This window comes from Prosthecodimorpha staleyi (assembly GCF_018729455.1).
Taxonomy (GTDB): Bacteria; Pseudomonadota; Alphaproteobacteria; order Rhizobiales; family Ancalomicrobiaceae; genus Prosthecodimorpha; species Prosthecodimorpha staleyi.
On sequence record NZ_JAHHZF010000010.1, the window covers coordinates 260,974 to 287,562 of the forward strand.

Genomic DNA, 26,589 nt, shown 5'->3' on the forward strand with positions numbered 1-26,589 from the left:
ATCCATGACACTGATAACACTCTATATTTAATTGAGTATCCAATTGAACGGTGTTGATTTTCACAATTCAACGTTCTGATTGCGACCCCCAAAACGGGTAATAAAAGGAACGCCGATGGATGCGTCGGACCGGCAGCACGGCACGTGCCGGAGCGCCATGGCCTCTCTATCTCTATGCTGACCGACCACGACTGGGCGCTGACGGTCCTCTGCGAGGAGAGCCGCCCGGACGCCGCGGTGACGGTCTCGGAATGGGCTGACGAGCACCGTGTGCTGAGCTCCAAGGCGTCGGCCGAGCCGGGGCTCTGGCGTACGGACCGCACGCCGTATCTCCGCGAGATCATGGACGCGCTGTCGAGCTACTCGACGGTCGAGACGGTCGTGGTGATGAAGGGCGCGCAGGTCGGCATGTCGGAGGCCGGGCTCAACTTCATCGGCTACGCCATCCATCATGCTCCCGGTCCGGCGCTCTATGTGATGCCGACGGTCGAGACGGTGAAGCGGATCTCCAAGACCCGGCTCGACCCGATGATCGAGGCGAGCCCGGTCCTGCAGGAGCGCATTCCGCCGGCCCGGTCGCGCGACGCCTCGAACACGATGTTCTCGAAGGAGTATCTCGGCGGCGTCCTGATCCTGACCGGGGCCAACTCCGCGGCGGCGCTCCGATCCTCGCCGATCCGCTACCTGGTGCTCGACGAGGTCGACGCCTATCCGGCCAATGTCGACGACGAGGGCGATCCGGTCACGCTGGCGATCAAGCGCTCGGACACGTTCCTGCGGCGCAAGATCTTCATGCTGTCGACGCCGAGCGTGAAGGGGTTTTCGCGGATCGGCAAGGCGTTCCGGGAGGGCGACCAGCGCTGGTTCCACGTCGCGTGCGACGACTGTGGGGAGCGTCAGCCGATCGTCTGGTCAGGCATCCGCTGGCCGGAGAGTTCGCCGGAGGCGGCGGTGTTCGCTTGTCGGGCGTGCGGTCACGAGCATCCCGAACACCGGAAGTCCGATCTCATTGCCGGCGGCGCCTGGATCCCGACTGCCGAGCCGAAGCGTGCGGGGTTGCGTTCCTATCACCTGTCGAGCCTGTACTCGCCGTGGAAGTCCTGGGGCGACTGCGCAACGGAATTCCGCGCCGCCTTCGGCGACGACAACCGCGCCGACCCGGCGCTGCTGCAGCCCTTCGTCAACACGGTGCTCGGCGAGGAGTGGGAGGACGCCTCCGGCGAGCGGGTCGATGCCGCGGGCCTAATGGAGGTCCGGGAGGACTATCTTCAGGTCGAGGGTGAGCGGTTGCCAGTTCTTCCGGCCAAGGTCGCCTGCCTGACCGCCGGCGTCGACGTCCAGCCGGACCGGATCGAGCTCGAGGTGGTCGGCTGGGGCCGCGACGAGGAGTCCTGGTCGATCGACTTCAGGGTCATTCCCGGCGATCCGTCGGCACCGGCGCTGTGGGACGAGCTCGACAGCGTCCTCCTGCAGCGCTGGCCGCATCTCGGCGCGCCGGACGGCATGGCGCTCTCGGCCGTCTGCGTCGACACCGGCGGCCACAACACGATTGCGGCTTACGAGTTCGTCAAGCCACGCCAGAAGCGCCGGGTCTGGGGCATCAAGGGGGCGAGCGACTATCGAGCCCCGATCTGGCCGAAGCGACCGGGCCGCACCAACAAGGGCAAGATCGACCTCTATTCGGTCGGGGTGCATGCGGCAAAGGACGTGATCTACAAGCGCCTGGCGCGGACCGGGCCGGAGTTTGCCGGGGCCGGCGCCTGCCACTTCCCGGCCGATCGCGATGCCGGCTACTTCGAGCAGCTGACCGCGGAGGTGAAGCGGACCAAGTTCATCCGCGGGTTTTCGGTGCCGTTCTTCTGGAAGCCGGACCATGCCCGCAACGAGGCGCTCGACTGCCGGGTCTACGCCTACGCGGCGCTCCACGGGCTTTTCGCCCTCGGCTTCAAGCTCAACGCCACCGCCGAGCAGATCGCCGCCGCCGTGGAGGCCGCCCGGGCGGCGGGTCAGTCCCGACCGGCACATGTCGAGCGTGCTCTTGTCCCCGTTCCGGTCCGTCCGGACCTGCCCCAAGCCGCCCGCAACTCCAGTGCCCCGAAGCCGGTCCGGCCGAACCGCTGGATCCGACCCGGCCGAGCCCGATCGGGCGGATGGCTCAGCCGTTAGGAGACGCCGCATGACCACGCTCGACGAAGAGATCGCGGCGCTGCGCGAGGCGATCGCCAGCGGCGCGCTCAAGGTTCGCTCGCGGGTCAATGGCGTCGAGAAGGAGGTCGCCTATGCCTCCTACGACGACCTGCGCAAGCGGCTCGACTTCCTGCGCGGGCTGCAGGCCGGCGGCCTCCGCCGCAAGGCGATCCTGGCCGCCGTCCATCCCGGCCGGTCCTGATGCCGGCGACCTGGCTCGACCGCGCCATCGGCTTCGTCGCGCCGGCGGCCGGGCGACGCCGGCTTCGCGACCGCCACGCCTTCGAGGCGACGCTGCGCGCCTATGCCGGAGCCGATAGCGGCCGGCGCTCGGCCGGCTGGAGCCCGCGCGGCACGTCCGCCAATGCCGAACTGGCGCTCGCGCTGCCGAGCTTGCGTGATCGCATGCGCGATCTGGTGCGCAACAATCCGCATGCCGCCAAGGCGGTCTCGACCATCGTGGTCCACGCTGTCGGCTCCGGCATCATGCCGCGCGCCAAGTCCGGCAACAAACGCCTCGACCGCAAGGTCGACGCCCTGTTCGATGCCTGGACCAAGGTCTGCCATTCCAAGGGGCGGCTCGACTTCTACGGCCTCCAGACCCTGATCTGTCGCGAGTTCATCGAGGCCGGCGAGGTTTTGCTCCGCCGCCGGTCGCGGCGGCTCGCCGACGGGTTGCCAGTGCCGTTGCAGCTGCAGGTCATCGAGGCCGACCATCTCGACAGCGCCAAGGACGGTGACCTCGGCAACGGGGTCATCGCCGTCCAGGGCGTCGAGCAGGACGCCTTCGAGCGACCGACCGGCTATTGGCTGTTTCCCATCCACCCCGGGGCCATCCGGCCCGCCGGGATCCTGCCGAAGGGTGGGCGCTCGTCACGCGTGCCCGCCGACGATATCGCCCATGTGTTCGAGCTCCGCCGCGACCAGGATCGCGGAGAGCCCTGGGGCGTCGCCGCGATGGCGTCCCTCAAAGACCTCGGCACCTACGAGGAGGCCGAGGTCATGCGCAAGCAGATCGAGGCCTGCACGGTCGGGGTCGTGACCGGCGAGGATCCCGAGCCTCGTCTCGGCGGCACGGTCGGGGCAGACGAGGAACGCCAGTTCGGCATCTTCGACGGCTCGGGCTTCCGGGTCGAACGCTTCGAGCCCGGCATGTTCCTGAACCTGCACGGCGGGCAGGACATCAAGTTCCATTCGCCGGTCGCGACCGGGGCCTTCGAGGCCTACAAGCGCGTCTCGCTGCAGGCGATCGCGGCCGGCTTCCGGGTGCCCTATGAGCTGATCTCCGGCGACCTCGCCCATGTCTCCTACATCTCCGGCCGTCTCGGCATGCAGGAGTTCTATCGCCTGATGGAACAGGTGCAGTGGCAGATCCTGATCCCGATGTTCTGCGAGCGGGTCTGGGCCTGGTTCTGCGGGGCGGCCTACGACGCCGGCTTGATCCCGACCGCGACGGTCGCGGTCGAGTGGTCACCGCCGCGCATGCCGGCGGTCGACCCGTTCAAGCAGGCCATGGCCGACCTCCTCGACATGCGTGCCGGCACCCGTTCGCATGCCGAGATCGTGCACGAGCGCGGCCGGAACCCGGACGACGTGCTCGCCGAGATCGTGGCCTTCAACGCCGCGGTCGATGCGGCCGGCATCGTGCTCGACAGCGATCCGAGGAAGGTCGCGAAGTCCGGCGTCCTGCAGGTGAGCGAGGCGCAGAGCGCCGCGCCCGAACAAGCGGCGGCATCCGGCCAGCCCAAGACCTGAGGACCATCATGGATGACGAGTTGGAGCGTGCGATGCCGGTGGGCGTCGTCGGCGACACCATGCTGGGCCGCGAGCAGCGGCTGGCGCCCACGCAAGCCGTCTCGGACTGCATCGCTCTGGTGGAGAGCGTCCGTCTCAAGCCGGGCAGCTTCGATCGGACCCAACGCACCTTCGAGGCGGTGTTCACCACCGCCGCGCCGGTCCGCCGCTGGTTCGGCAACGAGATCCTGGAGATCACGCCGGACGCGATCGATCTCGCCCGGCTGGAAGCCGGCCAGGTCCGCTTTCTCGATCATCACCGCTCCAACGACCGCCGTGCCGTGCTCGGCACCGTCGAGCGGGCCTGGATCGAAGGCGACGGCCTCGTCGGTGTGATCCGCTTGGCCGAGACCCCCGAGGCCCACGAGGCCGCGGGCCAGATCGAGCGCGGCGAATTGACCGGCATCTCGGTCGGCTACCGCGTCGACAGGTGGCAGATCACCGCCGTCGACGAGACCACAGGCCGCGAGGACTGGACCGCCACACGCTGGGCCCTGCTCGAGGTCTCGCTCGTCTCCGTCCAGGCCGACGCCAATGCCTTCGTGCGATCGGCTTCGCCTCAGCCTGCGACGGGGGCCGCTCAGACCGCTCCCAGCACCCCTCCTCGTTCTTCCGCCGCCCCGGCACCATCCAAGGAGACCTCGATGGATCCCGAGACCATCGCCGACGGACCGCGCGGCGACACCCCGACGGCCGATCCCACCGCCGAGACGATTGTACGCTCGCAGGAAGCCGCCGTCCGCGCCGCGACCGAGGCCGCCGTCCGCGCCGAGCGCGAGCGGGTGGCCGCCATCACTGCGCTCTCGAGCCGCCACGCCCTGCCGAGCTTCGGCGCCGAACATGTTGCCGCCGGGACTGCCATCGACGCCTTCCGCACGGCTCTGCTCGATCGGCTCGTCGACGCGGAAGCGACGACGGCGATCCGCTCGACCGTCCGTATCGGCCAGGACGAGACCGAGACCCGTCGGGCCGCCGCGATCGACTATCTGTTCGCTCGCGGCCTTGGGTCCCGCGAAGCCACCCTATCGGACGCTGCCCGCCAGTTCCTCGGCCTCACCACCCTCGGCATGGCGGCCGAGTGCCTGGAATGGCGCGGCGAATCCACCCGGCGCATGAAGGCCGACGACATCGCGCGCCGCGCCATGACCAGTTCGGACTTCCCCTTCCTGCTCTCGGCCGTCGTCAACAAGGAGCTCCGCGCGGCCTATGACGTAGCCCCGCAGACCTTCCGTCCCTTCACCCGCCAGATCACGCTGCCTGACTTCAAGCTCGCCCATATCCTGCGCAAGGGGCTCGCCCCGCAGCTGAAGCGGCTCGGCGAGCATGGCGAGTACCGCCAGGGAGTCGTTGCCGAGAGCGAGGAGACGATCGGGCTGCAGACCTACGGCATCATCGTCGCCATGACGCGCCAGATGATCATCAACGACGACCTCGGCGCTTTCCGGTCGATCCCGGCCGAGTTCGGCCAGTCGGCCGCCACGCTCGAATCCGACCTCGTCTGGGGGAAGCTCCTGGCGAACCCGGTCCTTAAGTCGGACGGAACCGCCCTTTTCCACGCAACCCACGGCAATCTCGCCAACCCGGCCGCCGCCCTCTCGGCCGAGGCAATCAACAAGGGCCGCTCCGCCATGGGGCTGCAGACCGACCTCGACAAGAAGACGGTCCTGAACCTCACGCCGCGCTTCCTCCTGATCCCGCCCGAACTGGAGTTCACCGCGGCCCAGATCCTGACGCCTGTCAACGCCCAGCAGAGCGCCAACGTCGTGCCGGAGTTCATTCGCTCGCTGACCCCGATCGTGGAATCCCGCCTCTCGCTCGGCGTCAAGAAGCCCGACGATCTCGGGCTCAACGTGAACGGCTCGGCCACCCAGTGGCTCCTCGCCAGCGACCGCGTCGACACGGTCGTCTACGCCACCATGACCGGTCAGTCGGGGCCTTATGTAGAATCCGAGATGGGCTTCGATGTCGACGGCATGAAGATCAAGTGCCGGCACGACTTTGCGGCCGAGGCCGCCGACTTCCGCGGGCTCTACAGGAATGCCGGCGCGTGATCCCACGCCAAGCCCAGCCGAGCAATGCCACGCCAAACGTCGAGGGAGCCCTCTCATGAAGAACGTCGTCCAGCGAGGCGAGATCCTCACCCTTGCCGCACCCTACGATGTCGCCGCCGGCGCCGGCCTCCTGGTCGGCGCCATCTTCGGCGTGGCGACCAGCCCTGCGCTCTCCGGCGCAACCGTCGAGGCGGCCGTCTGCGGCGTGTTCGAACTCGCAAAGACCAGCGCGCAGGCCTGGACGGTCGGCGCCAAGGTCTACTGGGACGATGCCGCCAAGCTCTGCACGACGGTCAACACGTCCAACACGCTCATCGGCGTCGCGGTGGCGGCGGCCGCCAATCCGTCGGCGACCGGGCTGGTGCGCCTCAACGGGTCGTTTTGAGCGGTGTCCACCCGAATGCTCCTCGACAGGCTTGCCGGGCGTGCTGTCGAGCGGGCCTTTGGCGAAAGCGTTCTCGTTCAGCCGATGAAGGGCGGCAAAAATGCTGCCCCGAGCCCCGATCCTGATCGCAGCATGACGACGATCCGCGCGGTGATCTCTATCGCGCCGGAGGATCGCCCCCTCTTCGCCGACCGCAAGGCTGGCGCCAACACCCTCGGCCAGACGCGGGTCATGCTCGCCGGGGTCTGGGCCACGGTCACGGCCGCCTTCGTCGCCGAACTCGGCTATCAGCCTGTCCAAGGCGACCTCCTCGTTCTTGTCGACCGGCCCGGATCGCCCCGCTACCGCATCACCCAGGTCGATCTCGACGACCTCGGCGCTGTGACCCTGCACCTCACCAGAGAGGCAGCCTCTTGAGCCTCGTCGCCCTCGCCATCCGCGCCTGCACTTACCTCGCCTTGCGCGGCGCGACCTGGGCGGGCGACTGCGTTTACGAATCCAAGCTCGAGCCGATCGACGTGATCGTCCAGGCCGAGACCCAACCCTTCATCACCATTGCGATCGATGAGGCCTCCGGCGAACCCAAAGGTCACGGCGCCTCGCTCCTCGCCGCCGTCGACCGGCTTTTGCTCGTCATCGAGATCGCCGTCGGGGTCCGGGCACTCGCCGAAGACGGCTCCACCATCGTCGGCGTACCCCCGACCGACCGTGGTCTGGAATGGACCATGGACATTCTCGTGCACCAGGTCATGCGCACCCTCTCCACCAATCCGACCTGGGGCGACCTATGGCGGCGCTTCCGCATGGAACTGAACGGCATCCGCCTCCTCCGCGGCGGTGCCACTGAGGGCGAGCGCTATGCTGCTCGCCAGATCGTCTTCGACCTCCATCCCGTCTCCGATCCGGATGTTGGTACCATTCCGGCCGGTGACAGCCTTTGGGGCACGTTCATCGCGGCACTTCGCAGCCTCGATGCGGCAGACCCAGAGCTGGCCGAATACCGGGCGCTGGCCGATCTCATCGAGGCGGAGATCGCCGAGCCGCAAGGGATCGGGTCCTGGCAGGTTGCGGCGGGTCGGTTGGGACTGGCACGGCAGAGCGTCGGGGCGTTGGGGATCGTGCCGGAGGGGGATGGTTCCCCGGAAGTCGAAGCCGCGCTCGTGGCAATGATCGAGATAGATCAAGGGGGCGACGCGACATTCGTAGTTGATGAGGCTCGGACTTACGAGATCGTGCTAGGCGATGGGCTGGAGGCCTCGCAATGAACTGGCTCGAAGCCGTGCAGCGGATCCAGGCACTTGAGCGCCGCGTCGCCGGCATGGTGCGGCACGGAGCCGTGAGTGAGGTCGACATGGCTAACGGGCTCGTCCGGCTGACGATCGCGCCGGAGGCCGATCAGGCTTTCCTGTCGCCCTGGATTCCCTATGGCCAGATCGCCGGCCCATCGACGGGCCTGAAGGTCCACACGCCGCCGGTGGTCGGGCAGAACATGACCCTGGTCTCCCCGTCGGGCGACCTGCGCCAGGCCGTCGCCTTGCCGATGACCTGGTCGGATCAGGCAGTATCGCCTGGGCAAGGGCCGCATCCGGTCGCCACGTACGGCGCGTTCAAGATCGAGATCCTGCATGATGAGATGAAGGTCACCGTGCCGAAAGCCACGATCGTCGCCGGCGGTTCGACCTTCGAGTTGACGGGGCCAGGCCTGAAGCTTGCGGCCGACAAGGTCCAGATCGACGGGTCGTCGGTGAAGCACAACGCCAAGGAGATCGGCGACGGACACCGCCATATCGACTCAATGCCCGGTCCGGCCAAGACCGGCGTGCCGGAGTGATGTCCCTCCAGCCGCAAGGTGGTTGGGTCTCCCGCATTCCGATTGCGATCGCAGATATCACAAAATCTTCTACCCCCCCCAATGTTCAAACTTACGGGTTCATGGTTGGAAGTCTACATCCTTCCATCTTCAATCGGGTTCTGAAGGCTTCGACAGAATCGGGCTTCAGGCCACGACTTTCCAGGTAATGGCAAGACGCCTGTATCGCTGCGTTCCACGACATCTCGACAGTCTCAAGGACGAGAGGATGAATCTTGTCGTCTTCCAGAAATGTCTTCAACTTGGAGAGATGATGCATCGCACAAATCCTCTTTCGCCCCAAAAATGCTATTCTGACTAAAGCATCTTCGCCATCGTATAAATTGGTTATAGCGATCGCATGAATGCAGCTTTCGCTTATAGCGACCGAGACGGGTTTTGAGCGGCGGATGGGCATCATTCTCCTGCTTCCGCGTGCAAGGCCGATCGAACCCATAGTGTCGTTTGGCGAGGCTGCGGTGTTCCTCTTGGGAAAGACCATGCAGACCCCTCAGACCAGCGACGGCGTCGGATCGAATGCTATCCGCGCTTGAGCCGGAGGTGTGCTGATGCCTGTCGATCGTGTTGCCCTCCGGGCGCGCCTGCGCGCATCAGGCCGGCACGCCGAGGCTGCCGGTGCCGCCGCGATCGCCCCGCCGCCGCTCGCCGGCAATGAGCCGACCGGCATGGACGCAGCAACCGGCCGGCTGGTGACCGGCTGGCCTTGGGTAATGCAGTCGGCGTCACGGGTTCTGACCACCGCCTACTTCGAAGAGGTGATGCGGCCGCATGTCGGCTCGAATGCGCGTCAGCTCTTCGGCGAACTCGCCCATGTGAGGACAGCCCAGCGCTTCCGCTGGGCGGTTGGCGTGGCGCTCCTCCTGTTCGTGCCCAACCTGCGGCCATCGGCGATCCAGCAACTCAGCTCCGACCGAACAGGCGCAACCGGCTGGATCGCAGAGGGCGACTACCTGCCGCGTGCCCATCGTGGCGACCCGACCTCTGCCGGCCGTCGCAGCATCGATCTTGTGCCGGCCGGCCGCGGTGGTGCTGCCATTACCGGATAGGACAGTCGATGACCCGGTTCCTGTCGACGCGCCTGGACCTCTCCCGCCTCCAGGCGATCCGCCCGGCCGTACTCGTCGACATCGACTTCGAAGCCCTGCTGGTCGAGCGTCTGGCGCGGCTGCAGGAGGAACTGCCGGCAGTCGACGTGCTGGGCCTGGAGACGGACCCGCTGGTCCGGCTGCAGCGGGTCGACGCCTATCGCGAGATGCTCGACCGGCACCGGTTGAACGAAGGCTTTCGGGCCTTGCTGCCGGCCTTCGCGCGCGGCACCGATCTCGATCACATCGCGTTGCGGGCCGGGATTCTCCGGCAGGAACTGACCCCGGCGACACCATCCTCCCCGGCCGTGATGGAGCCGGATGACGCGCTGCGGCTCCGATACTTCGCAGCCTTCGGCGCGCCGGCGGCCGGCTCGGAAGACGCCTATGTCTTCGCCGCGCTGACCGCCTGGCCGGGCGCGTGGGACGTGCGCTGCGTCGGTCCGGACGAGCATGGCCAGCCCGGTGCCGTCGACGTGGTACTGACCGCCCCGGACGGTCAAACGGTCGCGACCGAGACCCTGGCGGCTGTCTCGGCCGCGCTCAACGCCAAGACGGTTCGACCGCTGACCGATCAGGTCTCGGTCCTGGCGGCCACCATCGAACCTTACGCGGTTGCGCTCACCGCCGAGATCCTGCCTGGACCCGATCCGGCTGCGGTTCGCACCGATATTGTCGCCCGGCTCGGGACGATCACTGCGGAGCGTTATCGCGCCGGCGGGGAGGTCCCGCTCGCCGCGCTGGCAGCGGCGGGTTATGCGGCTGGTGCGGTGATGGTGTCGGTCATGAGCCCGGTCACTTCGATCGCCCGCAGCCCTTATGCAGCCCCTTGGTGCACCAGCATCGCCGCAACTGTCGTGGAACGACTGCATGGCTGAGGGCGCGTCGGCTGCCGGGCGGCACACGGGCTTCGACCTGCTGCCGCCGAGCGCGATGGCCGTGGAACGTGCGCTATCACTCGTCTCGGCCGAGGCCCGCGATGCCATTCCGTGGGACGATCTTGCCGCCTGCTTCGACCCCGCGCGCTGCGCGGAACGGCTGCTGCCCTGGCTCGCGACCGTATATTCCGTCGATCTCTGGATCGAGACCTGGCCAACAACCCGCAAGCGGGAGGTCATCGCCCGCGCCATCGAACTGCATCGGCTCAAAGGCACGCTCGCCGGGATCGAGGCCTATCTCGGCCTCGTCGACGCCCGGATCGTTGCAGTTCGCACCCCGCCTGACCTCTTCTTTCTCGACGAGGAGGACGGGTTTGGCCGCGCCGCCTGGCTTGCGCGACTGCCGGAGATCCAGATCCGGCATTGGATGCGCAGAGGCTCGGCCGACCAGGCCGGCGCCTTGGATGATCCCGCCGAGGGCATCGCCGACGGCGAGGTCTCGATGGGGCCGCTGGAGGTCTTCCTCGACGACGACGAGCCGGATGTGACGATCGGCGCTCTGTTCTGCCTCGAAGCCGAGGACCAGCCCCTCACCGGCGCCGAGGCCGTCCTGATCGTTGCCGGCCGCGAGACGCCACTCGTGATCGAGCCCCTCGGCGAGGATGGCTCGCGCTCAGGCATCATCGCCGATGTCGAGCGGCTGCATGTCCCGCAGCCCTCCGACCCATACTGGTTCCTGGCGCTCGACGATGCCGCCGGTGATCCCGATCCCGGCTTCATCGGCGACGAAGACGGCTGCGCCTTCTTGGCATCCACGGATCGAACCTACGCAGCCCTGATCCGCCGCGGCCGGCAGACGTTCGCCGACTTCGCCGGTCCGACCGTGATCGGCCGCGATGTCCTCGATGTCGATCCGGTCCGGCTCTATCCGGAGAGTCCTGCACCTGCGACATGGTTCCTGGACGAATGCGCCGGTGATTTGATCGACGGCCTCGGGTCGGCCGAACCGCTCGGCTATCTCGCCGACGAGACCGAAGTCCTGACGGCATACGTCGACAGCTGGCGCCTCGTCGATCCGGATGTCCCGGAGACCCACGGACCGGCCTTCTCGTTCCTCGGTGTCGACCGTCTCGGCATACCGGCCTACGAGGCCGAGCTCACCGTCGACCGGTTGGAACCGTCGCATCCGCTCGGGCTTTTCCTTGGCGACGTGCCGGGCGACGACGACGCCCTCGGTTACCTGATCGAGGACGAGTTCGCCGCCCTCGCCGAGATCTGCGCCGCCATCGACACCGCAAAGAGCCGGCGGGACCGCGTCCTGATCGATGCCAATCACCGAAGCGCCAAAAGCCTGCGCGAGATGACGTCGATCCGAGACCTCTTTGCCTGACGAGGTGCACCGATGGAACAGCGCATCCCCTTCCAGCAGCGGCAGGGCGTGCCGCCGGTCGATCTGAACGCCCTGCAGGAGGCCGTGCGTGTCTCCGTCGATGCCGTCGTCGCCAACCTGCTGGTCCGCGCGGTCTACTACAAGGGCCTCGCGGTCACGAAGGTCTCGGCCAACGAGGCGCAGGTCGGCACAGGCCGCTTCTTCACCGCCGGTCAGGCCTACCGGCTCGATACGGCCCTGTCTTTGAACCTTGCCCCGCACCTGCCGGCCGGTGCCAACCGCAAGATCATCGCCATCGTGGCGAGCGGTGCGGAGGTGACGACCGAGAGCGACCCGCGCCGCTTCCTGACCGACGCCACCACCCGTGCCTCGGTCGCCAACACGGTCGCGACCCGCGTCACCCGCAAAGTGCAGATCGGCATGGTCGAGGGCGCCGAGAGCCTCGCACCGCTGCCCCCGACGGTCGCAGTCGACTATGCCCTCTTGGCGCTCATCACCCTGTCGTCGACCGGTATCGTCGACGTCCCCGTCCAGCAAACCTCCCAGATTGCCCCGAACCTGCAGGATGCGGTCGCGGCCATCACGGTGCTGCAGGCGCAGCAGGCTCTGCAGGCCGGCCTCATCGCGACGCTGCGCACCGATCTCGCCGGTCTCGCCCGCACCGTCTCGGGCCTTGCCGGTCAGAGCGATGTCGACCGGATCGAGCAGGCGCTGCTCATCATCCGCGAGAAGTTGGAGATCCCCGACGACGCCTCGGCCTGGAGCTATGACAGTTTTGCCACCGAGGACGAGAGCGACACCACCCACGGCGCCTATAATGCCCGGGTCGCGGCCGGCCTGCACCTGCCCGCGCCCGCTCCAACGTCCCAGATCATGACCCTGCTCAATCCGGTCGACAGCCGCGTCAAGGTCGGCGCCAACGGCGTCATGCTGCCGGCCTGGACCGAGACGACGCGGCTGGAGGTCGCCAGCGAGAAGCAGAAGCTCGCGCTCGCCACCTATCCGGTGGTGACCCGGACCCAGACGAAGCAGACCCAGTCGATCGCGTTCAAGTGGTGGAAGACCCGCCACGGCGGCCTCGCCGACACCATCGCCAAGACCCAAGGTATGGTCCGCCTGCTCGACCCGGCGACCGATACCTGGTTCGAGATCGACATCCGCCGCTACCGCTGGCGCAAGCTCAAGAACACCCAGTGGGGTCTCTGGATCACGATCGAGGATTTTGACGGCTATTGGGACCATGGCGAGACGACCACCTCCGTCTCCGGCGCCACCATCGCCCAAACCGTCCTCAACGCCCAGGCCGGCTGGCTGACCGCGGTCGGCATCAACATCGCCGAACTCGCCACCAGCGGCGACCTGCGCGTGAGCTTAAGCGGCTGTCGCGAGGACGGCACACCGGACCTCACCCGGACGCTGGAGACCGTGACGGTCGCCTATGCGGCTCTGACGCTGGGCTGGAATCGGATCGTGCTGCCGCCGGCCCATCTGGCCCGGGGTGTGCGCTATGCGGTCGTGCTGCAATCGGCGGGGGCCCACAAGGTCTGGGCGTCGGACGTGAACGAGCTCACCAACGGCACGGCCTTCACGGCGACCGACGATGTCTACTGGTCGGGCATCCTGGCCGCCGACCTCAATCTGCGCCTCGTCTTCGCGACCTTCCCCCAGCAACTGACCATCGTGGAACTGACCTCGATCGTCCGGGCTGGCGGCATCGACGCGATGGACTTCACCGCGACCGCCATCTGGCCCGACGCGGTCGACTTCGACGTGCAGGCGCAGATCGCCGGCGTCTGGCGCTCCATCGGAGCCGAGGATGCTGCCCTCTTCGCCGGCAGTCCGAACCTCGTGCCCCTGCGCATGCTTTGGAACGCCACCAAGGACGATGCGGTCGGCATCGTGCTCGCCAAGAGCAGGGTCACGGCCACCAAGGCCGCGCTGGCCGGCGTCCACATCTCGACCGCCAGAACCCTTGCCGCCGGCACCACGCCGGCCGTGACGGTCCGCCAGGTCCTCGACGGCTACGACGATGCCCAGCACGGACATGGGGTCAAGCTCCTGCACGGGGCCGGCTATGGCACGACCAAGACCGCCGCGGCGCAGAGCTTCACGACACGCTCGGACGGCCGCATCGACTATGTCGCGAGCTTCGATTTTTCGGCGGGCGAGATCGCCAGCTACAAGATCCGCACCGAGATGACGATCAGCGATCCGGCGGTCGAGTACCGCGTCACTGAGCGGTGGGATCACGCCGCAGCCTGACGGACCGTTCGGCCACAGCTCTCGCCCACCCTCGCTCCATCGCCATCGGAGACACTCTCATGGCCCGCAGGTCCATCACGACGACGCCCGCTGCGGCGCCGGCGACAGCGTCCCCGCGCTTCGATCCGCAAGCGCTCTATCGCGTCCGCTTTGCCGAGCCGGTCCGGCTCGGCGCTCTGACGATCCGCGCCGGCGCGCCGGCCATCGTGCTGGGCTCTACTCTCGAGCGCCAGCCGGACGATGCCATCCTGGCGGCGGAGCGGGTCTGACATGGCCGATCGCTGGTCTCAGTATCGTGCCGCGATCGACGGGGCGGCGCGCGGCGACGGGCTGTCGCCGGAGGACCTGCTCACCTTCCTGGCCCACGACCTGAACGATCGCCTGACCGACCAGGAAGGCCGGGTTCTCAGCCTGGAGGCGATCAAGGCGACCATCCTGGAGACGGTGCTTGCCTACAATCAGGTGAAGCTCGCCGATGCCTTCGATCGTCTGCGTGTCCTGACCGATGTCGGCCTCCTGTTCGAGGCCACGTCGACCACGGCTGCCGAGGTGGCGATCGGAACCCTGACCGTGGTCGTCGCCGAGGCCGACCGTGCTCGCTTTACGCCCGCAGGCTTCGTCGGCGTGATGAAGACCGGCGACCCCTCGATCTTCATGGCCGGCCAGCGGGTCGCCTACGATCGCGCCTCGGGCCTCATGACGATTGAGGTCGATCGCCTGACCGGCTCCGGCACCCATGCCGATTGGACCATCATCGCCGTCTCGGGCACCGACTATGCGGCGGCGGCCCAGGAGGCGGCCGGATCGGCGGCAGCCGCGGAGGTCACGCGAGCCGAGGCGGAGGCGGCCCGCGACGAGGCGCAGGGCCATGCCGACGATGCCTCGATCGCGCGCGCCGGCGCGGAAGTCGCTCGATCGGATGCTGAGGCTGCGGCGACAGGTGCCGCGTCATCCGAAGCGATTGCCGACGCGCATCTGGCGGCCCTGCTCGACCTCGCCCAGCATGTCCTGCCACCGGGGTCGGCAAACCCCACGACGAAGCCGAATGGCGCTCCGGTCGAGGAAGGCGACTTCTACTGGAACACATCCGCCAAGGAGCTGCGCCGGTTCGACGGATTGGCCTGGGGCGTCGCCTATGTGCCCGCGACCTCGGCGGTCTCATCCTTCAACGGCCGCACCGGTGGCGTGGCGCCCGCCGACGGCGACTATGCCGGATCCCAGGTCGTCGTCAGTCCGAGCATTCTCGGTCAGACCCGCGTTCAGGCTGTCCTGGCGGCCATGGCCGCAGCGGTGGCCGCCAAGCTCGACACCGCTGTCCTGTCGGGCTTCATGCTCGGCCTTCTCGACGATGCGGACGCAGCCGCAGCGCGCACGACGCTCGGGGCTGCGGCGACGAGCCACGAGCACGCCTGGACGACGCTGACCTCGGGCGTGCCGGGCACGATCGCGGCGCTGGCTGGCGGCACGGCCGCAGCCGACAGGGTCTGGTACTACACCGGGCCGGGCTCCGGCGCCTTCATGACCGTCTCGGCCTTCGCGCGCACGATCCTCGACGATGCCGATGGAGCAGCGATTCTCACCACCATCGGCGCCGCCGCTGCCGGCCACGGCCATGCCCATGCGGTCCCCGGCGGCGCCTCGGGCTTCCTGTCGGGGACCGACAAGACCAAGCTCGACGGCATCGAGGTCGGCGCCAATGCCTACACGCATCCGACCGGCGACGGCGCGCGGCATGTACCCGCCAATGGGACGACGAATGCCGGTAAGGTTCTGAAGGCGTCCGCTACCGCCGGGGCCTACAACTGGGACTGGGTCATCTGGTCGGAGTTGACCGGTGTCCCGCCCTCGCTCGGATCCATTGCCGCGCTGAACCCTGCGGCGGACCGCCTCGCCTACTACGACGGCCCGACCTCTGCAGCTCTCGCTCCCCTGACCGCCTTCGGTCGCAGTCTGATCGACGACGTGGACGCGGCCACGGCCCGCACGACGCTCGGGGCGGCCGCGTCCTCGCATGCCCATGCCGACGCCACGGCCGCCACCGCCGGCTTCCTGTCCACGGCCGACAAGACCAAGCTCGACGGCATCGCCGCCAATGCCAACGCCTATCTGCATCCGAGCGGCGACGGCAATCGTCATGTCCCGGCGACCGGCACGACCAACAGCGGCAAGGTTCTGAAGGCCGGCGCCACCGCCGCATCCGAGGCCTGGGGCGATGTGGCATGGGCCGAGATTGCCACCAAGCCCACCATCATCCAGGCGATCGCCGGCCTGACCCCGGCCGCCGACCGCCTGGCCTATCTGACCGGGACCGGAGCCGGTTCGGCCGCGCTGACACCGCTCACCGCCTTCGCACGCAGCCTCCTTGATGACGGCGACGCCGCCACAGCGCGCACGACCCTCGGCATCGGTTCATCTTTCGATGTCCAGCTCTTCACCACGAGCGGCACTTGGACCAAGCCGTTGGGCAAGTCCGACGATACGCCCGTCCTTGCGCGCGGCTGGGGCGGTGGCGGGTCCGGGGCGCGCTCGAGCGGCACCGCCCAGGATCGCAGTGGCGGGGGTGGCGGCGCCTTCAACTGGGCCTGGCTCCGCCTCGGTGATCTGCCGGCCACGGTCGCCGTCACGATCGCCGCGGGCGGTGCTGCCCGGACCAGCAATCAGTCCGGACAAGCCGGTGGCGACAGCACGTTCGGATCCTTTCTGACCTGCCACGGCGGCGCGGGCGGAACCCAGACCGGCACCAACTCAGCGGGGGGTGGTGGGGGTGGCGTTCGCGGTGCGGCGTCGGGCGCGACCGGGGGCATCGGTACCGGTGCGGCCGGCGACAGCATGTTCGGCGGTGCGAGTGCCACCTCGGGGAATGGCGCGTCCTCCTTCTTCGGGGGAGGCGCGGGGGCTGGCGCGGAGAACGACCGCAACGGCGGCAACAGCGAATGGGGCGGCGCCGGCGGCTCGTCGCGCTCCGGATCGGGCGGCCTCTCCAAGTTCGGCGGCAATGGCGGCTCGTCCACCGCGAAGGACGGCATCGCACCGGGCGGCGGCGGCGCCGGCGACAGCACGACCTCCGGAGCCGGTGCGCGCGGCGAGCTCCACGTCATCGTGTTCTGAAGCCTGTTGCGAGGAGGCCGGCCCATGCCACGCTACCACGTCGTTGAAGCCGGCCGGGTCGTGAACACGGTCCTGGCAGACGGGCCGAACAGCCTACCCGGTGTCGTCCTCGTCCCCGACGACGGCACCGCCGAGATCGGCTGGCGCTACGATGGTGAGGTGTTTATTCCGCCGCCGCCTTTACCCGGTCCCGTCCCCGCGGTCGTGTCCGATCGCCAATTCTTCCACGCTCTCGCGATCTCCAGCCTCATCACGGAGGCTGAGGCGCTGGCGGCTGTGCGGACCGGCGACATTCCTGCCGCCCTGCAGGTCGTCATCGACGCGATGCCCAAAGGCGAGCGCTTCGCCGCCACGATGCTGGTCAGCGGCGCCGTCGCGTTCCGGCGCGATCACCCGCTCGTCGAAGCCGTCCGCTACGCCCGCGGCATGACGTCCGATGAGGTGGACGACCTCTTCCGCCTGGCCGGCGGTCTTTAGCTCGACATCCCCATTCAAGGAGTTCCCATGTCCGTGACCGTCGGCCTGTCCATCCAGCGCGAGGCCAACGAGCCGGCGCCGCCGTCTTATGCCGTCATGTCGGTCGCAGGCCTGATCGGTCCGTTCGAGAAGGCAGCGGCAACCTCGGCAGAAGCCTTCGCAGCTCGCTTTCCGCTCGACACCTGCGTCCGCTTCCAATCGACCGATGCCACCGCACGCATGATCGATCCCGACGGCGACATGGGCCGGGCCATCGGCCTGATCAATGCTCAACTCGGCCGCACCCAGACTGGCGCCCAGATCATCGTGGTCAGGACCGCTGAAGGAGAAGATGACGACGCGACCATCGCCGCCATCGTCGGCAATGCCGCCGCCCGGTCCGGGATCCATGCCTTCAAGCGCGGCGGACCGGATGTCGGCGCCTACCCGCGCCTGATCCACATCCCGGGCGGTTGGTCCAGTCGGACCAGGGTCGGCGTGACCGGCCATACCATTGCGGCGGCCGGTGCCGGCTACGACACCGTGCCGACCGCGACGCTGCCCGTTGGGGCTGGAGCCGGTATAGGCTTTGCCGCAACCGTCACGCTGACCAGCGGTGCTGTCACCGGTCTCACCATCACGGATCCCGGCGACGGCTATACGCCCGGCACCTATCCGCTCACCCTGACCGGCGGCACGCCGGAGACCCCCGCCGTCGTCACCGTCACTGTTGCGCGCCTGGCCAACCCGATCGTCGCCGCCCTGCCGGCCGTGCTCAACGCCTTTCTCGGCATCGCCTACATCCAGGCGCCCGGTCTCTCCGAGCAGGGCGACCTCGACTTCCGCGAACTCCATGTGTCCGAGCGGATCGGCATCGTCACGCCCGGCGTGCTCGTCACGAACACGGCGGGCGACGTGGTCGCGACCGATCAGGCCGCAATCCAGATCGGCCTGCACATTCGCCGCGACTTCCAGGCCGACGGCCGGCCGTTCAACCCGATCCTGAACCAGCCCGTCACTGGCATCGTCGCGCCGACCCGCGCGATCGAGTTCTCCTGGCTCGACGACAGCGTCGAGGCCCAGCAGCTCCTCGCCCACCAGGTCGGACCGCTCGTACGCGGTGAGGCCGGCGACGACTTCGCCGCCGCCGAGGGGGGCTTCGTCTCCTTCGCGTTCGAGACGATCGGTTCCGAGCCGATCTGGAGCCAGATGCACAAGGTGCGCGGGCGCGACTTCATCGAGCTCACCGTGATCCGCACCTTCCGCAGCTATTTTGGCCGCTTCCGGCTGACCCGCCAGACGATCGAGACCATCGTCGACACGGTCGAGGACGTGCTCCGCATCGCGGAAGCCCGCGGCGAGATCCTCGGCTATGCCTGCCGCTTCGATCCGAACCTCAACAACCCCTCGGACCTCAGGACCGGTCACATCTTCATCGAGACCAAGTTCGAGGAGGCGCCCGTGTTCCGGAAGGCCACCCTGCTGTCGCGGCCCTACGTCCAGGCCATCGACGACCTCATCGCGGCCCTCTCCGGGCAGGCCGGCGTCCTGGTCGAGGGGTGATCATGATTCGTATTATATTTGTTCCAAAAATTCGCAACCTTGAATTTATTTCAATCACGATTCGTTCAGAATTGGGATTGTTTGGAGATATCCCAAATGTCTGATGTCCTTCTTCTGGAGACCGCCAACGTCTTCATCGGCAAGCACGACCCATCGAAGTCCAAGCATCTGGTCGTCCAGAACGCGACCCTTCCGGGCATCGACTTCGTCACCGTCGAGCATCAGGCCGGTGGCGCGCCGATGGGCGTCAAGTGGAACATGGGCTCGATCAAGCCCTTGGAGCCGAAGTTCAAGCTCGCCGGCTTCGACCGCGAGGCCTATCGCGCCGCGGCCATCGGCTCCGGCCGCGTCGAGACCATCACCATGCGCGGTTCGATCCGGCGCAAGTCCGACGGCGCCGAACTGGAATGCGTCGCAAAATTCCGCGGCTCGCTCGGTACCATGACGCCGGACGAGTTCGGGCCGTCGAAGGAGATGGGCCACGACCACATGCTCGCCGACGTGACCTACTACCGGCTCGTGATCGGCGGCGAGGAATGGTTCCTGGTCGACTTCTTCCGCGCCGTCGTCCGCCGCTTCGGTATCGACGAGTGGGCGACGCGCCGACAGTATCTGGGGCTGGCGTGATGGCGCTCTATCCCGCCCCGCGGCATGAGCCGACCTACGACACGACAGCGCCGCGTATCAGCGTGGCTCTCGCCTACCCACTCCGGCTCGGCCGTCGCCGCATTGCGCACATTGACCTGGTACCGCCGACACTCGACGATCTGGAGGCCTTGCGCGGCCTCGACGGCGCCGGCCCGCGCGAGATCCTGGCAGCGATGTCGGACCTCGACCAAGACAAAGTCGGCCTCCTCCGCTGGCCCGACGTGGAGGCGGCGTTGGAAGCCGCCAGGGCCCTCCTGCCGCCCGATCTCCTGCCTGTCCCCAACAGTACTTCGCTGATCGCAACCGACCTGGAAGCCAATGTGGCCTCCGTGGCGTCGGAGGCAGCCCCGCGCATTCCCGCTCTGCCGACCGATCTCGACGACGACGAGACCGTTCTGCCCACGGCCCGCGCGGATTGCCTCGTCGACCTCGTCGGTGTCTCCATGGAGGGCATCGAGCATGGATGACCGGCATGGGTGACATCCGCTCCACCCTGACCATGCAGCTCCTGAACCAGGTCAGCGGCCCGGCCGCCCGCATGCGACGGGACTTGCATGAGCTCGACGCGACGGCCCGCAAGGCCCAGGGTCGCCGAACGCTCGGTGTTGGAGCTGGGAGTGGGATTGGAACCGGGTCTGGCGCCGGCCTCGGCGCCGGTGTCGGCGCTGCCGGCACCGTTCTGGCGGGGAGCGGCCGGATGCTGGCCGGCGCCATCGGCGGCTATGCGGTCGGCTCTACCGCTTTTGACGGCTATCGCCGCTTTGCCGACTTCGAGCGTCGCCTGACCCGCGTCGGCCTCACCGCAGACGCAACCGCCGGCATGATCGCGCGGGCACGACCGCAGCTGAAGGCGACAGCACGCGAGGTCGGTCTGACCCAGTCCGAGGTCTTGGGCGGCGTTGAGGCGCTGGTCGCCGCCGGCCGCTCGCTGCCCGACGCCATGGCGTTCCTGCCGTCCGTCGCTCGCACCGCCCAGGCCGCCGGGGCCGAGATCGTCGATATCGCCAACTCGGCCGATGCGCTTGGGACCTCGCTGAAGATCCCCGCCAAGTCGATGCAGCAGGCCTTCGACATTCTTGTGGCCGGCGGCAAGGCCGGCAAGTTCGAGCTGAAGGACATGGCCCGCTATCTGCCGAGCCTCGCCCCGGCCGCCGCCGCCATCGGAATGTCGGGCACCGAGGGCCTGCGCAAGATGGTTGCCATGCTGCAGGTGATCCGCGCGCAGACCGGCTCGGCCGAGGAGGCCGCGGCGTCGGCCAACAACATCTTCGCCAAGATGGAATCGGAGGAGACCGCGAAGAAGTTCTCCAAGATGGGTGTCGATCTGCGCAAGGAGATGACCAAGGCTCGCCAGGAGGGCCGCGACCTCCTGGAGGTGTTCCTGGATCTCTCGACCCGCGCCTTGAAGGGTGACCTCTCGAAGCTGCCGCAGCTCTTCCAGGATATGGAGTTCGCCCGTGGCATGCGGGCCCTCCTGGCGCAGCGCGGCGAACTACAGCGGCTCGGGCATGCGCTGCGCTCCGTGGACGGCACGACGCTGAAGGATCTCGGCCAGGTCTCTGGCGATGCGGCCGCCGGGCTGAAGCGGCTGACGGATGCCTGGGACACGGCGCTGCGCTCGCTCGGCCGGCTCGCCGACAGCGCCGGCGTCTCAAGCCTGCTCTCCGGCCTCGGCAGCGCGGCCGAGAGCGCGGCGACGAGCTTCGATCATCTCGGCCGCTCGCTCGGCGCGCTCGGCGAGGGCCGCATCCGCGACGGCGTGCGCGACCTCGCCAAGGCGGTCGAAGACCCGCTGCGCTTTCTCAGCGGCGAGCGAGGCGGTGTGCTCGGCGCCGTCCAGGACCGGATCGACGCTCGAATGGACAACGAGGTCGCCACCAAAGAGGCGCGGCTGAAGCAGATGATCGGCGTCTTCGAGACCACGGCCAAGCGGATCGACGAGAAGTACCGTGGCCGGACGATACCGGCCGAGATCGCCCGCATGCGCGAGCAGGCGGTCGCCGACATGATGGCGCTCCAGGCCGAGATCGCCCGACTGAAGTCGATGCGGCAGTCCGCCGAGATAGGGGGCCGTCTCCCCGGTCTCCAGCCCTATGGTTCGCTCGACGATGCTGGTCCGCTCGACATTCCGAAGCCGCCGGCCCCGCCGACCGATCGGCTGCCGATCCGCAAGCCGACGCCTGAGGAACGGCGCAAGCCCCTCTCAAGCATGATCGTCCCGGTCGCGCCGCTCGACGATCCGACGCGGGGTCTGCCGGAGACGATCCGGCAGAATGGCGAGGCGGCGGTCGCCGAAGCCAAGGCCATCGCGGCTCGTATCCAGGCCGCCTTCGATGCCGTCCATCCGGTGATCCGTCCGCGCGTGGAGGCACCCTCGGGCTTCAATGGCGGCTTCGCCCCGCCCGGCAATTATGGTGACGATGGCGGGCGGCGCTGATGCTGATGTCGATCGGTCCCTTCGCGTTCGACCTGGTCGTCAATGCCGACACTCTCGGTGAGGAGGCGACCGAGGATTTTGCCCGCAAGGACATCATCGGCAGCCGCAAGCCGTTCGAGCATGTCGGCGCCGGCGACGACCGCTTCACGATCCGCGGGGCGCTGTTCCCCGATCATCTCGGCGGCGGCGAGGCGGTGCGCAGTCTCGTCGCCCTGATGCGCACCGGCATGCCCCAGCTTCTCCTGCGCGGCGACGGCCGGCTTCTCGGTTGGATCGTCATGACCAATATCCGCGCCGAGGCCACCCATCTCGACGGCCGGGGCCGGCCCGGACAGGTCACCTTCGAGATCGAATGCATGGCCTGCGACCAGCCGAGTGCGGCCGGGCACCTGGCGGCGCTGCTGTCGCTCTGAGGTCTGTCTCGCCAAGACGGGCCAACTCTCTGAAGCAGGACCCGCCGGAGGCAGCACCATGCCGGTCGTCACGGTCCGCGCCCGCGGGATCACGCTCGAGCGGCTGGTGTTCAAGGTCGCAGGCGGCTTGGTGCCGGGTCTGGTGGAACGAACCCTGGAGGCCAACCCCGACCTGGCGCAGGCCAGCGACGAACTCGCCGTCGGCACCCGCATCGCTATCCCTGAGGTCGGCGAACTCGAGCGGGCGCGCAGCATCCGTCCCGTGCGGCTGGTCGACTGACGGAGGCCTGGATGGCAAACCTCGCCTGGTCGCGCGCCCGTTATGCAATCACCTTCGCTGGCGCCTCGGTCGACGACCGGATCGCCCCCTTTCTGATGCGGGTCGAGGTTGTCCTCAACGAGGAGGCCGATGCCGACACGGCCACGATCCTGCTCTCCGACACGATCCCCGGCACCGTGCCGCCCATGCCGGCCTTCGCGCTGCCGCCGAAGGGTACACCCGTCTCCATCGCGCTCGGCGCAGAGCCTGCCGGTAGAACCCTGGTCTTCACCGGCTTCGTCGAGACCGCCCGTTCGCGGGGCGACCGCGGCGGCGGCCGCTCGATCGAGATCCGCTGCACGTCCCTCGACACGACCTCCGATGCCAAGAGCCCGAAGACGCGCCACAAGGACGGGGCCAGCCTGAAGGACGCGGCCGCAGACTTCGGCACGGCCGGCGGTCTTTCCATCGAGGTTCATGCAAGTCTAGGCGCCATCACGCGGCCCTATTGGGCCATGGATGGCGAGAGCGCCATAGGCTGGGGCCGGCGTGTCGCGCGCGAGGTCGGCGGTCTCTTCAAGGTGGTCGGCACCCACGGTGTCATCGTCCCCAAGGGCGCCGGACTTTCCGCCAGCAGACAGGCCCTGTCGCCGATCCTCGTCACCTACGGCGTCAACGTCATCTCCTGGGACCTCGCCCCGGATGCCGGCCGCACGCCCTTCGCCGAGGTCAATAGCCGCTGGTACGACCCGGCTCAGGCCAAGTGGCTGGAAAAGACCATCACGGTCACCGGCGGGTCGGGCTCGACCCGGCAGAGCATCCGTCATTCTCGCGCCGACGAGGCCGAGGCCGGAGACGCGGCCACGGCCGAGGGCAAGGACCAGGAACACGAGAAGGGCGGCGGGACGGTCGAGATCGACGGCTTGGCTGGGGCGCAGGCCGGGGCGCCCGTCATCGTCGCAGGCCTGCACCCCGATATCGATCGCACCTACACCGCCAAGGCCGTCGCCCACGCCCTCGACCGTGCCCGCGGCTTCGTCACGCGGATCGAACTCGCCCGTCCGCAGGGCTGACGGTCGAGACCGGGACTGCCGGCCCATCCATCCCCCGAGGCTTCACCGATGCGCTTTCCCCTGCGCGCCGAATGGCTCGCCGCTCCGCGCTCGCCCCCCACCCCTGACCGCATAAGGACATCCATGAACTGGCTTGAGCATGCCCGCGCCTATCTCGGTCTCACCGAGATCGCCGGCCCCCACCACAATCCCAAGGTCGTCGGGCTCTGGAAGACCGCCAAGGTTCCGGGCGTCAGCGACGACGAGACGCCCTGGTGCGCCGCCTTCGTCTCCGCCGTGCTCGAAGAGGCCGGCATCGTCTCCGCCCGCACCGGCTGGGCGCGGTCCTACCTGACCTGGGGCATCAAGCTCGGCGCGCCGGCCGTCGGCTGCATCGTGGTGTTCGAGCGCGGACCCCATGCCGGCCATGTCGGCTTCGTGGTCGGCAAGGACAAGGCCGGCCATCTGATGGTGCTCGGCGGCAACCAGGGCAATGCCGTCTCGATCAAGCCGTTCGATCGCAAACGCGTGCTCGGCTATCGCTGGCCGGCCGGGTCCGAGCCCGACAATTTTGCCCTTCCGCTCATGACCAGCGACGGGCAGCTCTCCCGGAGCGAGGCCTGACCATGCTGGGTCTCGGACTTCTCCTCCCCAGCCGTGGGGCTCTCGCCGCGCTGCTCGGAGGCCTCATCGCGCTCGGGATCGTAGCGCTCGTTGCCGAGGAACGCGGCGCCACCCGGGAACGCGCCGCCTGCCTGGCGCGCGCCATCGCCGAGCAGAACCGCCAGGCCCTCGCCAACGAGACCGCTCGCGAAGCCACCCGTGCCATTGCGCTCGGCTCGCTCGAGGCCGAGCGCCAGACCGCCGCCATCCTCGACGAGGTGCTTCATGCTCCGGTCCCTGCCTCTCCTCGCTGCGGTCTCGGCGCTGACCGCGTGCGCGCCCTCGACCGGCTCCGGTAACCCGCCGCGGATCGACCCCGTCGACCTCACCCTGACGCGCGCCTGCGAACGGCCAGCAACGCTCCCGAACCGCGACCTCTCCGAGGACGAAGTTGTCCGGTTCTGGGGCTCCGACCGCAAGCATCTCGTCGACTGTGCGAACCGGCACCAGGCCCATGTCGGGGCGATCAGGATCCGTGACGACCTGATCGCCGGGCGCAGTCCCAATCTCACCCCCACAGGAGGACGCCCATGAGCGAGCCGGTGTTTCTTGGGCTCTCCGTCAAAGTCATCGTCGCCGGTGCCGTTGGGAGCGCCGTCGGCATGGTGCTCGGCACCGGACGCTGGTGGGAGCGCATCACCCGCGGCCTCGTCGGCGCCGCCAGCGCCTATGTCTGGCATCCCGTCGCGGCCAAGATCCTGATCGGGACCGCCGCGCTCCTGCTCGAAGACAAGCACCTGCCGTCTCCGGCCGAGATGGAGCCCGTCGCCGCCTTCCTGTTCGGCGTCGTCGGCATGATCGCCTGTCAGGCCGCCATCAACACCGTCACGGCCGTGCGCGACCGGGCGGATGATTTTGTCGAGCGGGAGGTGAAAGGAAAGGCCGCCGGCGACGGTTGAAGAACCAACATATGAAGAAGTATCTCAGCAGGGGTGCGTCGACGATCGTCGGCGCACCCCCGATTTTTTGCGTTCCGATGCCGACTTCCATCGGCATGAGGCCGGCGAAAGCTCAGCCGGCCTTGTGGGCTCCGAACGGGTTCGCCGCCATCCTGCGTCCCGCCCTCCTCGCCCATCACGCTCATACCGTCGGCGCCGGCCTTGACTCTTCTCGAGCGGCTGCGTACCCCCCCCTATAGCAATGTCCGCCGAACGCCATTTTAACATCGGGCGGGACATTTCCCATTCGGAGGAAGGCCATAAATGTTTTGGCGGAAAATTTTTCTCGCACTCATCTCAACTGTTACCAGCATCAGTATTAGCGCAGACGCTTCTGCAGGCACCGAAACGTGTGAGTTTATTTTGAATAGCAAATGGATCGTTCTTAAGAACGCGGCAATTGGCCCGGACAAAGAATTGATATTTCGGCGCTTCGCCATTTGCAAGCAAGATAACAGTAGCAACATTGACAAAGAAAAAATAGGTAACAATTTACTTATGTTATCATGTCCCATGAATGTTAGAAAAACTCCTTACTTCACAATCGCAATGCCAAATTATGCACACGTAACAACAATCGAGAAAGATTCTTGGGTTCCAGAACTCCGGATGCACGCGGCCTTGAGCCCCGGATCGACTTTTCATTTTACCGCAGAATACAGGAAGGGTGAGTTTTATATTGACCTAGACGCAGGAATTAGTGGCTTTTTATCACAGTTTTTCACCGCGCACGAAGCCATCTTTGAGTTTGGTGCAGCGGGGGAAAGGATTATTATATTACAACCAAGTATTTCAACGGAAATTGATCCGCAGCGGAAACGCTTCAGTGGCTTTTTTGACGCTGTAGTTCCGATTTTACTAAAGGATAAAGGATTCGAGTACACTGTCTATTCTAACGAATCAATGCTAGCCGCTTGCGAAAAACATCGTCGAGGACGTTAACGTGCGGTTTGAACGTTTTGTTTGGTGCGAGTATTTATGATTTTTGCTAACAGGGGATGCTATCATGAAGGCATTGAAGTTATCTTTAGTATTCATTTTTTCTTTCTGGGCTTGGAATTGGGCTGAGGCTGCTAGGCCCTGTTGACAAATGCCCGTATCCAGAGGCGGATGGCTGCGATCTGGACGAAGCCGAGGTAGCTGGCCGCGG

The 26,589-nt window shown here is 67.4% G+C and carries 26 protein-coding genes; all 26 read left to right on the forward strand.

The annotated features are described in order from the left end of the window. Positions 1-144: 144 nt before the first annotated feature. The 26 genes from KL771_RS20480 (at position 145) to KL771_RS20605 (ending at position 26,381) form a co-directional block, all read left to right on the forward strand. On the forward strand, positions 145-2,166 hold the full coding sequence (locus tag KL771_RS20480) for a phage terminase large subunit family protein (protein WP_390867318.1): 2,022 nt from the start codon (positions 145-147) through the stop codon (positions 2,164-2,166). 10 nt (positions 2,167-2,176) lie between these two features. Continuing rightward, on the forward strand, positions 2,177-2,389 hold the full coding sequence (locus KL771_RS20485; RefSeq protein ID WP_261970369.1) for a phage head-tail joining protein: 213 nt from the start codon (positions 2,177-2,179) through the stop codon (positions 2,387-2,389). After that, the gene (locus KL771_RS20490; protein ID WP_261970370.1) at positions 2,389-3,942 is read left to right on the forward strand and encodes a phage portal protein; all 1,554 of its coding nucleotides are present in this window, start codon (positions 2,389-2,391) and stop codon (positions 3,940-3,942) included. The genes KL771_RS20485 and KL771_RS20490 overlap by 1 nt, the downstream gene beginning before the upstream one ends. An 8-nt stretch (positions 3,943-3,950) precedes the next feature. Then, positions 3,951-6,032 (forward strand): prohead protease/major capsid protein fusion protein, encoded by a 2,082-nt coding sequence (locus KL771_RS20495; protein ID WP_261970371.1) that lies wholly within the window; start codon positions 3,951-3,953, stop codon positions 6,030-6,032. A 55-nt stretch (positions 6,033-6,087) separates the two neighbouring features. After that, the gene (locus tag KL771_RS20500; protein WP_261970372.1) at positions 6,088-6,417 is read left to right on the forward strand and encodes a DUF2190 family protein; all 330 of its coding nucleotides are present in this window, start codon (positions 6,088-6,090) and stop codon (positions 6,415-6,417) included. Between the two features lie 15 nt (positions 6,418-6,432). After that, positions 6,433-6,834: a hypothetical protein gene (locus KL771_RS20505; RefSeq protein WP_261970373.1), complete on the forward strand. Its 402-nt coding sequence runs from the start codon at positions 6,433-6,435 to the stop codon at positions 6,832-6,834. Beyond that, positions 6,831-7,682 carry a hypothetical protein gene (locus KL771_RS20510; protein ID WP_261970374.1) on the forward strand — a complete coding sequence of 284 codons (852 nt, stop codon included), beginning with the start codon at positions 6,831-6,833 and terminating at the stop codon, positions 7,680-7,682. Before KL771_RS20505 ends, KL771_RS20510 begins: the two co-directional genes overlap by 4 nt. Beyond that, on the forward strand, positions 7,679-8,248 hold the full coding sequence (locus KL771_RS20515) for a phage baseplate assembly protein V (RefSeq protein WP_261970375.1): 570 nt from the start codon (positions 7,679-7,681) through the stop codon (positions 8,246-8,248). Before KL771_RS20510 ends, KL771_RS20515 begins: the two co-directional genes overlap by 4 nt. 581 nt (positions 8,249-8,829) lie before the next feature. Beyond that, on the forward strand, positions 8,830-9,333 hold the full coding sequence (locus tag KL771_RS20520) for a hypothetical protein (RefSeq protein ID WP_261970376.1): 504 nt from the start codon (positions 8,830-8,832) through the stop codon (positions 9,331-9,333). Between the two features lie 8 nt (positions 9,334-9,341). Next, positions 9,342-10,250, forward strand: coding sequence for a baseplate assembly protein (locus KL771_RS20525; RefSeq protein WP_261970377.1), 909 nt, complete (start codon positions 9,342-9,344; stop codon positions 10,248-10,250). Then, the gene (locus KL771_RS20530) at positions 10,243-11,640 is read left to right on the forward strand and encodes a phage tail protein I (RefSeq protein ID WP_261970378.1); all 1,398 of its coding nucleotides are present in this window, start codon (positions 10,243-10,245) and stop codon (positions 11,638-11,640) included. Before KL771_RS20525 ends, KL771_RS20530 begins: the two co-directional genes overlap by 8 nt. 12 nt (positions 11,641-11,652) lie before the next feature. Next, the gene (locus tag KL771_RS20535) at positions 11,653-13,902 is read left to right on the forward strand and encodes a hypothetical protein (protein ID WP_261970379.1); all 2,250 of its coding nucleotides are present in this window, start codon (positions 11,653-11,655) and stop codon (positions 13,900-13,902) included. Between the two features lie 59 nt (positions 13,903-13,961). Continuing rightward, positions 13,962-14,171, forward strand: coding sequence for a hypothetical protein (locus KL771_RS20540; protein ID WP_261970380.1), 210 nt, complete (start codon positions 13,962-13,964; stop codon positions 14,169-14,171). Position 14,172: 1 nt separating this feature from the next. After that, on the forward strand, positions 14,173-17,010 hold the full coding sequence (locus KL771_RS20545) for a glycine-rich domain-containing protein (RefSeq protein ID WP_261970381.1): 2,838 nt from the start codon (positions 14,173-14,175) through the stop codon (positions 17,008-17,010). Between the two features lie 24 nt (positions 17,011-17,034). Next, positions 17,035-17,487 (forward strand): hypothetical protein, encoded by a 453-nt coding sequence (locus tag KL771_RS20550; RefSeq protein WP_261970382.1) that lies wholly within the window; start codon positions 17,035-17,037, stop codon positions 17,485-17,487. Positions 17,488-17,514: 27 nt separating this feature from the next. Then, positions 17,515-19,029 (forward strand): hypothetical protein, encoded by a 1,515-nt coding sequence (locus tag KL771_RS20555; RefSeq protein ID WP_261970383.1) that lies wholly within the window; start codon positions 17,515-17,517, stop codon positions 19,027-19,029. A gap of 96 nt (positions 19,030-19,125) precedes the next feature. Then, positions 19,126-19,656 (forward strand): phage major tail tube protein, encoded by a 531-nt coding sequence (locus KL771_RS20560; protein WP_261970384.1) that lies wholly within the window; start codon positions 19,126-19,128, stop codon positions 19,654-19,656. After that, positions 19,656-20,144 carry a hypothetical protein gene (locus KL771_RS20565; RefSeq protein ID WP_261970385.1) on the forward strand — a complete coding sequence of 163 codons (489 nt, stop codon included), beginning with the start codon at positions 19,656-19,658 and terminating at the stop codon, positions 20,142-20,144. The genes KL771_RS20560 and KL771_RS20565 overlap by 1 nt, the downstream gene beginning before the upstream one ends. A 5-nt stretch (positions 20,145-20,149) precedes the next feature. Continuing rightward, entirely contained in the window at positions 20,150-22,114 is a 1,965-nt protein-coding gene (locus KL771_RS20570) for a phage tail tape measure protein (RefSeq protein ID WP_261970386.1), read from the forward strand. Then, on the forward strand, positions 22,114-22,527 hold the full coding sequence (locus tag KL771_RS20575) for a phage tail protein (protein ID WP_261970387.1): 414 nt from the start codon (positions 22,114-22,116) through the stop codon (positions 22,525-22,527). The genes KL771_RS20570 and KL771_RS20575 overlap by 1 nt, the downstream gene beginning before the upstream one ends. A gap of 58 nt (positions 22,528-22,585) precedes the next feature. After that, the gene (locus KL771_RS20580; RefSeq protein ID WP_261970388.1) at positions 22,586-22,807 is read left to right on the forward strand and encodes a tail protein X; all 222 of its coding nucleotides are present in this window, start codon (positions 22,586-22,588) and stop codon (positions 22,805-22,807) included. An 11-nt stretch (positions 22,808-22,818) separates the two neighbouring features. Next, positions 22,819-23,859 (forward strand): phage late control D family protein, encoded by a 1,041-nt coding sequence (locus KL771_RS20585; RefSeq protein WP_261970389.1) that lies wholly within the window; start codon positions 22,819-22,821, stop codon positions 23,857-23,859. A 123-nt stretch (positions 23,860-23,982) separates the two neighbouring features. Then, complete coding sequence (locus KL771_RS20590; RefSeq protein ID WP_261970390.1) at positions 23,983-24,462, forward strand: TIGR02594 family protein; 480 nt, start codon at positions 23,983-23,985, stop codon at positions 24,460-24,462. 2 nt (positions 24,463-24,464) lie between these two features. Further along, positions 24,465-24,800: a hypothetical protein gene (locus tag KL771_RS20595; RefSeq protein ID WP_054359381.1), complete on the forward strand. Its 336-nt coding sequence runs from the start codon at positions 24,465-24,467 to the stop codon at positions 24,798-24,800. 231 nt (positions 24,801-25,031) lie between these two features. Next, a complete protein-coding gene (locus KL771_RS20600; protein WP_261970391.1) occupies positions 25,032-25,400 on the forward strand; it encodes a hypothetical protein in 369 nt (122 codons plus the stop codon). A 303-nt stretch (positions 25,401-25,703) separates the two neighbouring features. Beyond that, a complete protein-coding gene (locus tag KL771_RS20605; RefSeq protein WP_261970392.1) occupies positions 25,704-26,381 on the forward strand; it encodes a hypothetical protein in 678 nt (225 codons plus the stop codon). Positions 26,382-26,589 lie beyond the last annotated feature (208 nt).

What these genes read in the sequence shown, in the direction of transcription:
- KL771_RS20485 (WP_261970369.1), top strand. Translation starts at nt 2,177, where the DNA reads ATGACCACGCTCGACGAAGAGATCGCGGCGCTGCGCGAGGCGATCGCC.
- KL771_RS20490 (WP_261970370.1), top strand. Translation starts at nt 2,389, where the DNA reads ATGCCGGCGACCTGGCTCGACCGCGCCATCGGCTTCGTCGCGCCGGCG.
- KL771_RS20495 (WP_261970371.1), top strand. Translation starts at nt 3,951, where the DNA reads ATGGATGACGAGTTGGAGCGTGCGATGCCGGTGGGCGTCGTCGGCGAC.
- KL771_RS20500 (WP_261970372.1), top strand. Translation starts at nt 6,088, where the DNA reads ATGAAGAACGTCGTCCAGCGAGGCGAGATCCTCACCCTTGCCGCACCC.
- KL771_RS20505 (WP_261970373.1), top strand. Translation starts at nt 6,433, where the DNA reads ATGCTCCTCGACAGGCTTGCCGGGCGTGCTGTCGAGCGGGCCTTTGGC.
- KL771_RS20515 (WP_261970375.1), top strand. Translation starts at nt 7,679, where the DNA reads ATGAACTGGCTCGAAGCCGTGCAGCGGATCCAGGCACTTGAGCGCCGC.
- KL771_RS20525 (WP_261970377.1), top strand. Translation starts at nt 9,342, where the DNA reads ATGACCCGGTTCCTGTCGACGCGCCTGGACCTCTCCCGCCTCCAGGCG.
- KL771_RS20530 (WP_261970378.1), top strand. Translation starts at nt 10,243, where the DNA reads ATGGCTGAGGGCGCGTCGGCTGCCGGGCGGCACACGGGCTTCGACCTG.
- KL771_RS20535 (WP_261970379.1), top strand. Translation starts at nt 11,653, where the DNA reads ATGGAACAGCGCATCCCCTTCCAGCAGCGGCAGGGCGTGCCGCCGGTC.
- KL771_RS20540 (WP_261970380.1), top strand. Translation starts at nt 13,962, where the DNA reads ATGGCCCGCAGGTCCATCACGACGACGCCCGCTGCGGCGCCGGCGACA.
- KL771_RS20545 (WP_261970381.1), top strand. Translation starts at nt 14,173, where the DNA reads ATGGCCGATCGCTGGTCTCAGTATCGTGCCGCGATCGACGGGGCGGCG.
- KL771_RS20550 (WP_261970382.1), top strand. Translation starts at nt 17,035, where the DNA reads ATGCCACGCTACCACGTCGTTGAAGCCGGCCGGGTCGTGAACACGGTC.
- KL771_RS20555 (WP_261970383.1), top strand. Translation starts at nt 17,515, where the DNA reads ATGTCCGTGACCGTCGGCCTGTCCATCCAGCGCGAGGCCAACGAGCCG.
- KL771_RS20560 (WP_261970384.1), top strand. Translation starts at nt 19,126, where the DNA reads ATGTCTGATGTCCTTCTTCTGGAGACCGCCAACGTCTTCATCGGCAAG.
- KL771_RS20565 (WP_261970385.1), top strand. Translation starts at nt 19,656, where the DNA reads ATGGCGCTCTATCCCGCCCCGCGGCATGAGCCGACCTACGACACGACA.
- KL771_RS20570 (WP_261970386.1), top strand. Translation starts at nt 20,150, where the DNA reads ATGGGTGACATCCGCTCCACCCTGACCATGCAGCTCCTGAACCAGGTC.
- KL771_RS20575 (WP_261970387.1), top strand. Translation starts at nt 22,114, where the DNA reads ATGCTGATGTCGATCGGTCCCTTCGCGTTCGACCTGGTCGTCAATGCC.
- KL771_RS20580 (WP_261970388.1), top strand. Translation starts at nt 22,586, where the DNA reads ATGCCGGTCGTCACGGTCCGCGCCCGCGGGATCACGCTCGAGCGGCTG.
- KL771_RS20585 (WP_261970389.1), top strand. Translation starts at nt 22,819, where the DNA reads ATGGCAAACCTCGCCTGGTCGCGCGCCCGTTATGCAATCACCTTCGCT.
- KL771_RS20590 (WP_261970390.1), top strand. Translation starts at nt 23,983, where the DNA reads ATGAACTGGCTTGAGCATGCCCGCGCCTATCTCGGTCTCACCGAGATC.
- KL771_RS20595 (WP_054359381.1), top strand. Translation starts at nt 24,465, where the DNA reads ATGCTGGGTCTCGGACTTCTCCTCCCCAGCCGTGGGGCTCTCGCCGCG.
- KL771_RS20600 (WP_261970391.1), top strand. Translation starts at nt 25,032, where the DNA reads ATGAGCGAGCCGGTGTTTCTTGGGCTCTCCGTCAAAGTCATCGTCGCC.
- KL771_RS20605 (WP_261970392.1), top strand. Translation starts at nt 25,704, where the DNA reads ATGTTTTGGCGGAAAATTTTTCTCGCACTCATCTCAACTGTTACCAGC.